General features: G+C 57.6%; 13 protein-coding genes and 1 riboswitch. Of the genes, 6 read left to right on the forward strand and 7 right to left on the reverse strand.

The genetic code is table 11. From position 1 onward, the window contains the following. Nucleotide 1 precedes the first annotated feature (1 nt). Nucleotides 2–1,090 carry a polysaccharide biosynthesis/export family protein gene (locus ABRP31_RS18265; RefSeq protein ID WP_349972533.1) on the forward strand — a complete coding sequence of 363 codons (1,089 nt, stop codon included), beginning with the start codon at nucleotides 2–4 and terminating at the stop codon, nucleotides 1,088–1,090. Nucleotides 1,091–1,330: 240 nt separating this feature from the next. Then, nucleotides 1,331–1,912 carry an NADPH-dependent FMN reductase gene (gene ssuE, locus ABRP31_RS18270; protein ID WP_087273599.1) on the forward strand — a complete coding sequence of 194 codons (582 nt, stop codon included), beginning with the start codon at nucleotides 1,331–1,333 and terminating at the stop codon, nucleotides 1,910–1,912. A gap of 126 nt (nucleotides 1,913–2,038) precedes the next feature. Here the strand turns inward: ssuE and ABRP31_RS18275 are convergent, their stop codons facing one another. The 3 genes from ABRP31_RS18275 to pcsA form a co-directional block, all read right to left on the reverse strand. Beyond that, nucleotides 2,039–2,644, reverse strand: a complete 606-nt coding sequence (locus tag ABRP31_RS18275) for a LysE family translocator (protein WP_087273601.1) — start codon at nucleotides 2,642–2,644, stop codon at nucleotides 2,039–2,041. A 135-nt stretch (nucleotides 2,645–2,779) separates the two neighbouring features. Then, nucleotides 2,780–3,055, reverse strand: coding sequence for a hypothetical protein (locus ABRP31_RS18280; protein ID WP_349972532.1), 276 nt, complete (start codon nucleotides 3,053–3,055; stop codon nucleotides 2,780–2,782). A gap of 188 nt (nucleotides 3,056–3,243) precedes the next feature. Then, a complete protein-coding gene (gene pcsA, locus ABRP31_RS18285; protein WP_349972530.1) occupies nucleotides 3,244–3,963 on the reverse strand; it encodes a phosphatidylcholine synthase in 720 nt (239 codons plus the stop codon). Between the two features lie 211 nt (nucleotides 3,964–4,174). Then, nucleotides 4,175–4,370: riboswitch (cobalamin riboswitch) on the forward strand. A gap of 205 nt (nucleotides 4,371–4,575) precedes the next feature. On the opposite strand from pcsA, the gene ABRP31_RS18290 reads away from it, so the two are divergent. The 3 genes from ABRP31_RS18290 to ABRP31_RS18300 are packed head-to-tail and all read left to right on the forward strand — an operon-like array spanning nucleotide 4,576 to nucleotide 7,441. After that, nucleotides 4,576–5,607 carry an ABC transporter substrate-binding protein gene (locus ABRP31_RS18290; RefSeq protein ID WP_349972529.1) on the forward strand — a complete coding sequence of 344 codons (1,032 nt, stop codon included), beginning with the start codon at nucleotides 4,576–4,578 and terminating at the stop codon, nucleotides 5,605–5,607. Beyond that, nucleotides 5,604–6,647 (forward strand): iron chelate uptake ABC transporter family permease subunit, encoded by a 1,044-nt coding sequence (locus ABRP31_RS18295; RefSeq protein ID WP_349972528.1) that lies wholly within the window; start codon nucleotides 5,604–5,606, stop codon nucleotides 6,645–6,647. The genes ABRP31_RS18290 and ABRP31_RS18295 overlap by 4 nt, the downstream gene beginning before the upstream one ends. Continuing rightward, nucleotides 6,644–7,441, forward strand: a complete 798-nt coding sequence (locus ABRP31_RS18300) for an ABC transporter ATP-binding protein (protein WP_349972527.1) — start codon at nucleotides 6,644–6,646, stop codon at nucleotides 7,439–7,441. Before ABRP31_RS18295 ends, ABRP31_RS18300 begins: the two co-directional genes overlap by 4 nt. Nucleotides 7,442–7,461: 20 nt before the next feature. Here the strand turns inward: ABRP31_RS18300 and ABRP31_RS18305 are convergent, their stop codons facing one another. The 4 genes from ABRP31_RS18305 to ABRP31_RS18320 form a co-directional block, all read right to left on the reverse strand. Next, nucleotides 7,462–7,962: a GNAT family N-acetyltransferase gene (locus ABRP31_RS18305; RefSeq protein ID WP_349972525.1), complete on the reverse strand. Its 501-nt coding sequence runs from the start codon at nucleotides 7,960–7,962 to the stop codon at nucleotides 7,462–7,464. A gap of 183 nt (nucleotides 7,963–8,145) precedes the next feature. Next, nucleotides 8,146–9,096, reverse strand: a complete 951-nt coding sequence (locus ABRP31_RS18310; RefSeq protein WP_349972524.1) for a DUF979 domain-containing protein — start codon at nucleotides 9,094–9,096, stop codon at nucleotides 8,146–8,148. Next, a complete protein-coding gene (locus ABRP31_RS18315) occupies nucleotides 9,096–9,827 on the reverse strand; it encodes a DUF969 domain-containing protein (RefSeq protein WP_087273615.1) in 732 nt (243 codons plus the stop codon). The genes ABRP31_RS18310 and ABRP31_RS18315 overlap by 1 nt, the downstream gene beginning before the upstream one ends. A 206-nt stretch (nucleotides 9,828–10,033) precedes the next feature. After that, nucleotides 10,034–11,269, reverse strand: a complete 1,236-nt coding sequence (locus ABRP31_RS18320) for an OprD family porin (protein WP_349972523.1) — start codon at nucleotides 11,267–11,269, stop codon at nucleotides 10,034–10,036. Nucleotides 11,270–11,604: 335 nt separating this feature from the next. On the opposite strand from ABRP31_RS18320, the gene ABRP31_RS18325 reads away from it, so the two are divergent. Next, on the forward strand, nucleotides 11,605–12,564 hold the full coding sequence (locus ABRP31_RS18325; RefSeq protein WP_087273618.1) for a LysR family transcriptional regulator: 960 nt from the start codon (nucleotides 11,605–11,607) through the stop codon (nucleotides 12,562–12,564). Nucleotides 12,565–12,574 lie beyond the last annotated feature (10 nt).

The following is a 12,574-nucleotide window of genomic DNA, read 5'->3' on the forward strand; positions in this document are numbered from 1 at the left end:
TATGAAGCTAACCCTAGCTGTTGTGCTGCTCTCCAGTCTGATTTTGCAAGGCTGTGCATTTGCACCCGGGCAGCACATGACCCCAGGAGACATTCAAGCAAAAGATCCGGACGGCCCGGATGTTCAACTGGTACAGATCACCCCACAAACCCTTAAACAGCAAAAGCAACAAGCGGCCGCCAGCGCTAAACCGCTGCCAGCCGAACTGCTCAATTACAAAACCCCTGAATATGTCGTCGGTCCCGGTGACACCTTGCTGGTAATTGTCTTTGAGCACCCTGAGTTGACCGCGCCAGGCTCACAGGACCAACTCGACGCCAACAGCAGGGAAGTATTGAGCGACGGCACGCTCTATTTCCCTTATGTGGGCAGAATCCAGGCCGGTGGCAAGACCGTTGGGCAAATCCGCGAACAACTGCGCATGGGCTTGTCGCCGCAATACACTGAGGTCAAGGTTGACGTCAAAGTACTGCGCTACAACAGCCAGCGCATCCTGCTTTCGGGTTCGTTCAAAAGTCCCGGTCCGCAGCCGATCACCAATATTCCATTGAGTCTGGTGCAGGCAATCAGCACCGCAGGCCTCGATCTGACTGACGCCAACCTCGCAGGGCTGACCCTGCGCCGCGATGGCAAGGACTATGTGATCGATGTCGACTCGCTGAACCGCAAGGATTCGCAACTGAGTAAGGTCTTCCTGAAAAATGGCGACTATCTGCACTTGAACAGTAACTCCAAGAACAAGATCTACGTGCTGGGCGAAGTCCAGCGGCCGCAGGTCATCTCCTTCGGGACCACCAGCGTGACACTGCTCGAAGCCTTGGGTAACTCCGGCGGCCTGAGCCCGGACAGCGCTGACGGTGACGCGGTGTATGTGATCCGCGGTGCCGAAAACCAGGCCAACGCCCGTTCAACGGTCTATCACCTCCTGGCAAAAAAACCGACTGCCTACCTGCTGGCCAAGGAGTTTGAACTCCAGGCCCAGGACGTCATATTTGTCGGCCCGGCGGACATCACCCGCTGGAGCCGCTTCGTCAGCCAACTGCTCGGCTCAGCCAACGTCATCCAGACAGGCGCTGCTTTCAGAAACTGACATCCGTCACAAAAACGTCCCCGCATCTGCCGATTGCGGGGATTTTTTTGCCTGCGATTTGGCAGCAAGTGTTGCCACAGCAACAGCGAATCAACAGTTGAGGGTGGCATTGAGCATCCCGCGATGTTGTCAGGACCGGGATTCACAGATATTTATTTTTAATTTCAATAACTTGAATAATTAATCCGCGCTGGCATGCATGCTGCTTTGACTTGCCTACGCTTTTTCAAGGAATTCAGCATGTTAGTAGTTTCACTGTCAGGTAGCCCCGCCCTTAAATCCCGCTCAGGCGTGGTACTGGAACACGCGGGCCGTTGGCTGCGCGCCAAAGGTGTAGACGTCACTACCCTGCGAATCCGCGATTTCAACGCTGAAGATCTGATCTTCGCCCACTTCGACAGCCCGCAAGTGCTGGACTTCATCGAAGCCGTCAAACAGGCCGACGGGTTGCTGATTGGTACGCCGGTGTACAAGGCCTCTTTTTCAGGTGCACTGAAAACCCTGCTGGACCTGCTTCCTGAGCGGTCTCTGCACGGCAAGGTGGTTTTGCCATTGGCCACCGGTGGCAGCATCGCACATATGTTGGCGGTGGATTACGCGCTTAAGCCGGTGTTATCGGCGCTTAAATGCCAGGAAGTCCTGCACGGAATTTTCGCGATCGACAGCCAGATCAGCTACGCCGATAACGAACAAGGCGGCGATCTGGACGACATTCTTCAGGAGCGTTTGCAGGAAGGCCTGGAGCATTTCTACCTGGGTCTGCAGCATCGCGTTCAAGCGCGGCAGAAACAGGCCGGAGGGCATTTGCGATTGGCGTTGTGAACGGGTAAACCTGTGGGAGCCGAGCTTGCTCGCGATAAGAGCGCTGCGGTTCAACGCCGAAATTGCAGCGCCTGTATCGCGAGCAAGCTCGGCCCCCACAATTGATTAGCGTAAGACTTCAGGCCATCACCCCTTCAACATCGGATACAGCGAAACCACCAACAGCACCGCCATCCCCCAGTTAAACACCCGCAGCCAGAACGGATCGCGCAGTGCGTTGCGCAGCAGACTACCGAAAGCCGTCCAGATACTGACCGTTGGCAGGTTGATCAGCGCAAACACCGCCGAGATGATCACCACATTGGTGAAGTACCCCTGCAGCGGCGTGTAAGTGCTGATCGCACCGACGGCCATTACCCAAGCCTTGGGGTTGACCCACTGAAACAGTGCGGCCTGGATAAATGTCTGCGGCTTGCCCTCCTGGCCCGTGGCGTCAGACGCCGGACCAGACGTGGCGATTTTCCACGCCAGATACAGCAAATAGGCCGCGCCGACATAGCGCAGGACGGTGTACAGCAGCGGATACGCCTGAAAGGCGGCACCCAAGCCCAGTCCCACTGCCAGCACCAGACTGAAAAACCCGCAACAAATACCCAACATGTGCGGCACCGTCCGGTTGAACCCGAAGTTCACACCCGAGGCCAGCAGCATCATATTGTTGGGTCCGGGCGTCACCGACGTGACGAATGCAAACAGGGCAAAGGCAAGCAGTAGATCGAGGGAAAGCGACATGGAGCGGTCCAGACTTCAAAGGGCAGGCCTTCACTCTATCGAACCGACAACCAAAAACACACGAACAGTCAGGTGAAGATTCAGCCGGCACAGTTCCGGGTAGATACCGTTTTATTCAGAACTGTATCTAGCGGATTAACCCTGACGATCCTGGCCGACCTCAGCGTTATCAGCGCTGATCTCGCCACGGCTGTCGAATTCGCGAACCGCTTGCATCTGCGGCTCAGCCAGCAGTTTGGCCTTGGCGATTTGATACTCATCAAAAGACAGCCCACGGCGATTCAGATCTTCCATCGCCAACTGGTGAGTTTCCTGAGCAGTGTAAGGGCGCAGCTCAACGGCGTGATGGGTGGAGCAACCGGAGACAACAGCAACGGTCAACAACAGGGCAAAAGCGTAAATGCGGTTCATGAGAGCCTCCGGATCGGGTTCATTTCGGGAATGAACAAAGGTTACGCCCGGGGCCGTTTACGCAGAAATCACTGCTCTTGATAGTCGGTATTGCTGGGAGGGAAATTGTCAGAAATGCAATCGCTGTCGTGCGGCAAACATTGGACCTGTAGGAGCGCACGAGCACCTACAGATCCTTCAAGCAGTACTCAAGCCCGCCACTTACCCCAATACTCCAGCGAAGTACGCCACAGGCAGATACCGATAAAGTACGCCGACATGGTGAACCACACGCCCATGACTACTGGACCGTTATGCGGATGGTTAATGATCAGCAACGCGCTGCTGATCAACCAGATGGTCGTCACCACAATATTGAGCGGCATGAAACGTCGTACCCGGAACGGATGGAGAAACTTCATCCGGGTCAACGTCAGCAATGCCAGGCCAATAATCGTCAGGAACGTCACCCAAGGCGACGGCTGAATGATGTACAGACACAGTGCCACCACGTTCCAGGCTGCGGGGAAGCCCTGGAAATAATTGTCCTTGCTCTTCATTTCCAGATTGCAGAAACAAAACAGCGACGAAACCAGAATGATCGCCGTGCTCAGCAACAACGTATAAGGCGGCAGCGGGATGTAGCTATAAATGAACAACGCCGGAATAAATACATAGGTCAGGTAATCAATCACCAGATCCAGAACCGAACCGTCAAAGCCCGGCAATACCGACTGCACGTTGAATTTGCGCGCCAGCGATCCATCAACGCCATCCACCGCCAGCGCCAGGCCCAGCCACAGCAGGCACGCCTTGGCCTGGTCATCGAACAGGGCAATGGTCGCCAGGAATGCAATGACCACGCCGGTGGCGGTAAAACCGTGGGCACCCCAGGCTTTCAGCCAGGCCACTCGTTGAGTCGATATCACAGGAAAATGTCTCCAAAAGGTGAAGCGGACCAGTGTAAGCCTGGTTGGATGCACTATCGACCGGCCATCGGTCGAGAAGGTTCACCACCGGGAGCGGTTAACACCCGTCCAGTTACGGCTTGCATCATGCGCCGAGCGAGCGAAACGCACGATAAAAAAATGAAGGGTGCTGGCCAAAACAGGAAAAATCACCACTCTTTTGAGCTTATCCATTACCATGCCGCCCGTCGGTTTCCAAACGGGATTAATAGGGAATCCGTGATGGCCCAAGGGTCGTCAACCGGAACTGCCCCCGCAACTGTAGGCGCTGAGCCCTGCTCCATAGATGCCACTGGATAAAACCGGGAAGGCCCGAGCATGGCGATGATGCGTCAGTCAGGAGACCTGCCGACATCAGGAAGCTACACCATCGCTGCGGGCGCAACCCCGTGAAGCGGTCACGTGCTTTCTGGCAATTGACCCACCGGCGGGGTGTCCGGGGAGTACATCCGTCAGCACGGCGGCGCAGCCGTGATTGATTGACCCTGCCGAGCCTTCGCCAGCAGCAGTCGTGATGTGTATCCAGCCAGAACACCATCGTACGGATAACCGTTCGAATGGAGATCGTTTTTCATGTCTTTGCCTCGTTTTGCTGTATTGCTCGCTGGCCTGGGTTTCTGCGCACTGACGCTGGCTGCCAGTCCGGCCCCTGCCCTTGCAACAAAGTACCCGCTGACCCTCGATAACTGCGGGGTACCGCTTACCTTCGCCAAGGCCCCCGGCAAAGCCGTGACCATTGGCCAGTCAGCGACTGAAATCCTCTATTCCCTTGGGCTGGCCGACAAAGTGGTCGGGACTTCACTGTGGTTCAACAACGTGCTGCCGCAGTTCAAGGACCTCAACGACAAAATCCCGCGTCTGGCCGATAACGATCCGAGCTTCGAAGCGGTGATCAACAAGCGCCCTGAACTGGTGGCGGTGCAATTCGAATGGATGGTTGGCCCGCAAGGCGTGGTCGGCACCCGGCAGCAGTTCAGCGAAATGAAAATCCCCACCTACCTCATGCCATCTGACTGCGAAGGCAAAGACAATCTGGTGGGGGCAGACGGCACGCGCCTGCGGCCCTTCTCCATCGACAGCCTGTACAAAACCGTCGATCAACTGGCGCAGATCTTCGACGTCCAGGCCCGTGGCAATGAGTTGAACGCAGACCTGCAAGCACGCCTTGCCAAGGCTCAGGCCAGCGTCAAAGACAAACACTTGAAGGACGCTTCGGCAGTGTTCTGGTTTTCCAGCGCAGACCTCAATGTCGACCCTTATGTAGCCGGACGCAAAGGCATCCCGGCGTTCATGATGGACACCCTGGGCATCCGCAATATCGTAGAGTCCGATGAAGAGTGGCCTACCGTGGGCTGGGAAACCATCGCCAAGGCCAACCCGACGATTCTGGTACTCGCACGGATGGACCGTCGCCGCTTCCCGGCCGATGACTTCCAGAAAAAACTGGAATTCCTCAAGACCGACCCGGTGACCAAAAACATGGATGCAGTGAAACACAACCGCATCGTGATCCTTGATGCTCAGGCCATGGAGGCGACGATTCGCACCTTCGATGGCATTGACGAACTGGCTGGCGCCATCGACAAGTTCGACCTGCACCCATGACAGCGCAGTTCGCCGGTCGCTTGTTACGCAAGATTTGCCTGCACGGGGCCTGGGTGCTGGCCGTGTTGCTGGTGGCGATTGTCGCGGGCATTGCGATTGGTGAAACGCCCATAAGCCTGTCACTGGTGTTTCAGGTGCTGGCCAACAAGCTCTGGGGCGCCGGTTTCATACTGGACCCTATTGATGAAGGCATCGTCTGGAATTACCGCCTGACTCGCGCACTGGTCGCGGCTGCCTGCGGTGCGGGTCTGGCCATTTCAGGCGTGGTCCTGCAATCGCTGTTGCGCAACCCGCTGGCCGATCCTTACCTGCTGGGCATTTCCGCCGGAGCTTCGACCGGTGCCGTGCTGGTGGCGATCATCGGCGTTGGCGCGGGTGCCATCTCGTTGTCAGCCGGAGCCTTTGCCGGGGCCATGGCCGCTTTCGTGTTGGTCGCTCTGCTCGCTCGCAGTACCGGCGCAGTCAGTGGCAGCGGGCAGATCATTCTCGCGGGCATCGCCGGTTCACAACTGTTCAACGCCCTGACCTCCTTTCTGATTACCAAGTCGGCAAATTCCGAACAAGCGCGCGGCATTATGTTCTGGCTGCTCGGCAACCTCAGCGGCGTGCGCTGGCAATCAGTCACGCTGGCGGTGCCGGTGGTTGTGATCGGTCTGGCGGTGTGCCTGTGGCATCGGCGCTCGCTGGATGCGTTTATGTTTGGCAGTGATTCTGCCGCTGCCCTGGGTATTCCGGTGCGCCGGGTTCAGGTGGTATTGATCGCCACCGTGGCGCTGGTCACGGCAGTGATGGTCTCGCTGGTGGGCTCTATCGGTTTTGTCGGTCTGGTTGTACCCCACGCGGCGCGCTTGCTGGTCGGCGTGCGTCACGGTCGGTTGATTCCCGTCAGCGCATTGGCCGGAGCCGTATTCCTGATTGCCGCTGACGTACTGTCTCGCACCGCGATCAAGGGCCAGGTCTTGCCAGTGGGGGTAATTACCGCACTGATCGGCGCACCGGTATTCGCCGTGATCCTGATCAAAGCCAAGGGGGGTCGATGAGCACTCTGAAACAGCCGGCGACCGATATCGACCGCAATGTGTTGTCGTGCTCTGGCCTGAACTGGTCGATCAAAGGCGTACCCATTGTCCGGGATGTCGCGCTGCAGCTACGACGCGGTGAAACCCTGGGTCTGATCGGCCCCAACGGTTCGGGCAAGTCCAGCCTGCTGAAGCTGCTTTCAGGCATTCGAACTCCGGCCAGTGGCGAGATTCACCTGAATGGGGCTGCCCTCGCCGACATGAAACGCCGTGATGTCGCGCAGATGATTGCGGTCGTCGAGCAGCAGGCTGAAACTTCTGATGCAATCACCGTCCTGGATGCCGTAGAGCTGGGACGCACACCGTGGCTTTCCGCCTTGGAGCCTTGGTCAGCCGCAGACGACAGGATCGTTCAGCAAGCATTGTCCGACGTGGACATGGCAGATAAACCCAAACGCGCCTGGCACAGTTTGTCGGGGGGCGAACGCCAGCGCGTGCACATCGCCCGTGCGCTGGCTCAGCGCCCGCAGATCCTGTTGCTCGATGAGCCCACCAACCACCTGGATATTCAGCATCAGCTAAGTATTCTGGGGCTGGTGAGATCGTTGTCGGTAACCACCCTGATCGCCTTGCACGATCTTAATCAAGCACTGGCTTGCGACCGGCTGGCAGTGATGGATAAAGGCGCGTTGATTGCCATTGGTGAACCGTCCGATGTGCTGACCTGCGAACTGTTACGCGAGACGTTCGGCGTCGAAGCGCACTACCTGACGGACCCGTACGACGGGACACGGATTTTGCGTTTCAGGTCCTGAGCACACAGATCATCCGTGTCTTACTGAACCCTGCGCTCCATATGCGTGGTCTGCCACACGGGATCGCTTTCAACGTCGACAATCCGGAAACCCTGCCGCTCCCAGAAGCCAATCGCTCCCGGTAAAAACGGATGGGTATGCAGGTAAAGCACGTCGATGCCCTGCTCCCGGGCACACGCCTCAAGAGCCAGATAAATCTGGCTCGCCAACCCCGACCGACGAAATTCGGGAAGGACGAACAGACGCACGATTTCCACGACCTTGCTTTGCCCGTAGTCCAGCTGAGCAAATCGTCCGTCGTAAGGTAAGTAGCCGATCGCGGCAACGATTTCCCCGTCGCGACGAGCGATCAGAAAACGGCCGCCGCCCTCCTCGCTGTACACCCTGGCAAACTGCGCAAGGTCCGCGGGCATCACGGTAGGGTCAAGCATCGGGAAGATGTCCGCCCGGGCACGCAGAACGAAATCGATTACAAAGGGAACGTCTTCAGGTTGTACAGAAACAATGTCTACAGCAGGCATTTACAGCGCTCGGTCACCGAATAGACAACCATCCTAATGCAGCCCGCAAACACAATGCAGCTTTCTGAGCTGACCCAAATCCTGTGGGAGCTGCCGAAGGCTGCGAAGCATTACCCTGACGGGACGCTATCGCAGCCTTCGGCAGCTCCTGCAAGCCAATCTCGAATTACCTCAATGCTCTGATCACATCAAGAAGTACAGCAACAGGATATTGACCACCAGCAACGGCAAGGCCGTTGGAATCTGTGCTTTGATCACCGCGTACTTGTCCGGCAGCTCAAGCAATGCTGCCGGAACGATATTGAAGTTTGCCGCCATGGGCGTCATCAACGTCCCGCAATAACCAGAAAACATGCCGATGGCGGCGATGACAGCCGGGTTACCGCCGTACATGCCGATCAACACCGGAACACCGATGCCACCGGTCATCACCGGGAACGCCGCGAAACCGTTGCCCATGACGACGGTGAACAAGGCCATGCCCAATACGTAAACCGAGACGGCGACCAGCTTGAAGTCGAGGTTGATGTAGTTGGTTGCCAGATGCGCCACCGCCTTGCCGACGCCCGCGTCGTTGAACAGCAGCCCCAGCATGGCCAGCATTTGCGGCAGCACCAGCGCCCAACCCAGAGCCTCGGTCAGCCGTCGGGATTCGCGCATGGCCTGCACCGGCGTGTCACGCGTCAGCCAGCACGCCAGTGCCAGAGCGATCAGGCAGCCCAGCCCGAGGGACACGAAGGTGCTGTTGGCCGGATCAAGCAGAGGCACGCCGCCAATCTTGATATTTTTGAGGAATAGCGCGCCAATCACCGTCACCAGCGGAATCGCCAGCGCGGGAATAAACAGCTTGCTGCCCAGACGCCCGGCACTGGCACGACGCTCCTTGTCCGGCAATTCGCCGTGCTTGCCGAAACCCACACCGCCAAAACCGGCGATAGCCGCCATGACCAGCACGCCGATACCGACCAGCACCGGCGGCAGGCGCTCACCCACCAGAAATGCGATGGCGAACAGCCCCCAGAACAGCCCCGTGCTCCAGCGCTTGGGGTTGGTGCGATCGGTCAGGGTCAGTACCGAGGTCACCGCCAGGATGATCCCGGCCAGCCAATACAGGTATTGAATGGAAATGATCATTACACGCTCTCCTGGGCCGTAGCAGCCGGGGTGGACTGCGCCACAGGTTGCAACTCACGATTCAGACGACGATCAAAACGGCTCAAGTGGATCGAGTGAATGATGAACGCACAAATCGCCGTGGGAATGCCCCACAACGCGATATGGATGGGTTCCACATCGACCCCGGAACCGAGCAGGAACGTGTGCATGAGGGCGATGGCACCGAAGGCCACAAAGATATCCTCACCGAAAAACAAACCGACGTTGTCGGTCGCCGCGCACAGCGCCAGCAGCTTGGTCCGCAACGGCTCAGGCAGCTTGCCGAATCGTACCTCTGCGGCGCCTTCAGCCATCGGGGCCAGCAACGGACGAACCATTTGCGGGTGCCCGCCAAGGCTGGTCAAGCCGACCGCCGCAGCGGTTTCACGAATGAACAGATAGCCAATCAACAGCCGCCCAACCGTGGCGCTCTTGAAGCGCGCGATGAAGTTCTGCGAATGCAGACGCAAGCCATGACGCTCCAGCAGACCAATCACCGCCAATGGCAGCAGAATGATCAGCGGCAAAGTACGAGTCTTGATAAAGCCGGTACCGATGGTTGCCAGAATGGTTTCCAGCGACATGCTGGCGGCAAAACCGGTAGCGATAGCCGCCAGGGCGACAACCAGCATCGGATTGAAGCGCAGCACAAAGCCAATGATGATGACCAGCACGCCCAATAGCGGCCAGAGATTGATAGCGGTTTGCATGATTGAAGTCTCGTTATTGTGAGGGTGTAAAAGAGTAGAAAGCCTGCGTGCGCTCGATTTCTGTGGGAGCTGGGCTTGCCCGCGATCAGGGCAGCGCAGATATCAGGTCAACCGCGTCCAGCCTTATCGCAGAAAGCCTCGCTCCCGCAGTTTTTGTGCATATCTGTCAATCGCCCCAACACGCAGCAATCAAGCCAACTTCAGCCCTACCAAAGCGGCAGGGTATAGCTGACGATCAGACGGTTCTCATCCAGGTCATTACCGAAGTTGGAACGAACGGTTGCGTTACGCCATTTGACGCCCAGATTTTTCAAGGTACCACTCTGGAACACGTAACCCACGTCGGTGTTGCGCTCCCACTCCTTGCCCTCGCCACCTGCCGCACGCTCGACGTTGTCACCCGACACGTAACGCGTCATGAACGTCAGGCCAGGGAAGCCGACGCTTGCGAAGTCGTAGTCATAGCGGGCCTGCCACGAACGTTCATCGATGTTGGCAAAATCGCCGACCTGAATGAAGTTGACCAGAAACGGGTCGCTGCCTGAGATGTAAGGAAACGGATCGTCGCCACTCATGCGCTGGTAGCCGATACCGAACGCGTGAGCTTTGAGTTTGTAGGTGAACATCGAGCCCAGCGCGCGGTTGTCGATGTCGCGAAAGCTACCGTCTTCGCTGCTTTTTGCGTAGCGCAGGTCAGTCTTGAAGCTCTGCCCCTCGCCCAACGGCAAGACATGCACCAGGCCGCCGTAATACTGCTTGTAGATGTTTTCAAGCTGACCGTAGTGCGCACTGATCGCTAATTGCGGCGTGACTTGATACTCGCCGCCACCAAAGTTGAAATCATTGCTGACGCCGCCGATACGGTTGGCAGTCATTTCAGTGAAGTCTGTAGAGTTGTTGGCCTTGATGCGGTCGATGTGGCCGCCGGTGAACTTGAAGTTATCTAGGTCCTGCGACGTCACCATCGCGCCCCGGAAGGTCTGCGGCAGCAAACGGCTGTCGTTGGAGGACACCATGGGGCTGCGGAAAAACAGCGTGCCAGCCTTCAGTTCAGTCCTGGAGATTTTCGCCTTGGCGGTCAGGCCCAGCTTGGCATATTCATCCTGAGAACCACCTGATGACTGATCCGCAGGCAGCAAACCACTGCCCGCCGTGCCGTCACCGGAATCCAGTTTGTAGCCGACCATGCCCAGCGCATCCAGGCCGAAGCCCACGGTGCCCGCGGTGTAGCCCGACTGCAAACGCACAATGAAACCCTGCGCCCACTCTTCTGCCTTGTCCCTGGCGTTTGCCTGACGGAAATCGCGATTGAAGTAGAAGTTACGTGCCTCCAGCTCCCCTTTGCTGTCAGCAAAAAAATCAGCGTTAGCCCCGGCCCCGAAACCCAGGGTCGTGCTGCCTAACAAGAGTGCGCATACATATTTTTGGTTGTTGTAGCTCATTGAAAACAATCTCCATGAGCGCGCAGTGGTATTTGACCGACTGTTGGCAGAGCGCAGTTATTGGTGGGTTGCAGTGGCCGGAGTCCACCGCAATGAAGGTTTGACACAGCCTGGTGATGAGAACCACGCTGGTGACCTTTCTCGTTCCGCGGCAATCTTTCGGTAGCCCGACCGCCCACGTCCAACGGGAAAAAACCGCTATGCCCCATAAGAATTTCTTTATCGTCACTGGCATATAACCTGCACTTTCAGGGGACTTTCGTGACGCCCTGCACATCGCTTTCAGCAACCGTGCGGCACCTGTCAGTCCTTACGCGCTTCAAGGAATCAACCCGGTGAACCTCAAATTTCTGGAAACCTTCGTCTGGGTAGCACGCCTGAAAAGCTTCCGGCTCACCGCCGAAAAGCTGTTCAGCACCCAGGCCTCTATCTCCAGCCGTATCGCGGCGCTGGAGGACGAAATGGGGGTTCGCCTGTTCGTTCGAGACTCCAAAGGAGTGTCACTGACATCCGAAGGTTTGCGTGTGCTCGAATACGCCGAACACATCATGGACACCATGCAAAGCATGAAGGCTGCGATCAAGGACCCACGGCAGGTGCGCGGCCGGATTCGGATCGGCGCAATGGATACGGTCATACACACCTGGCTCAGCCCATTGGTAACACGGCTGATGAAGTGTTACCCGAACCTGGAAATCGAGCTGACTGCCGACACCGCGAGCAACCTCTGCGCGCAACTGGAAAAGGGTTATCAGGACATCATTTTCCAGACCGACGAGTTGCGCTTCGACAGCGTGCGCAATGCCATTCTGACCCGCTATCCGATGCATTGGGTGGTGCCGGTCGGCTCGGTTTATGACCGGCCATATGCTTGCCTGGAGGATTTATCCCAGGAGCGAATCGTGACGTTTTCGCGCAACTCACGACCGCATCAGGACATCCTCAACATGCTGCACAGCGCCAATATCGTCTCGCCAAGAATCAACTGCGTGAACTCGGCGTCAGCCATCACCCGTCTGGTGCGCGACGGTTTCGGCATTGGTGCCATGCCCGCAGCGCTTGTACGCGGCGAGCTGGCGCAAGGCGTACTCACGCTGGTCAACGGCATACCGCTGCCGTCGATCATGGACATCGTCGCCAGTTGGCGCACCGGCGCGGGTATGGAACTGGTGGAAGACATCGTCAGCCTGACCCGGGACGTGGTGGCGGAATTTGATGCGGAGTTACCCAAGAGCTTTATGGCCCAGGTACCGACGACACAGGCAGATTCATCCAGCCGTGAAAACCGCCCCTGAACCGGGCACT

The organism is Pseudomonas caspiana (genome assembly GCF_040224095.2).
GTDB lineage: Bacteria > Pseudomonadota > Gammaproteobacteria > Pseudomonadales > Pseudomonadaceae > Aquipseudomonas > Aquipseudomonas caspiana.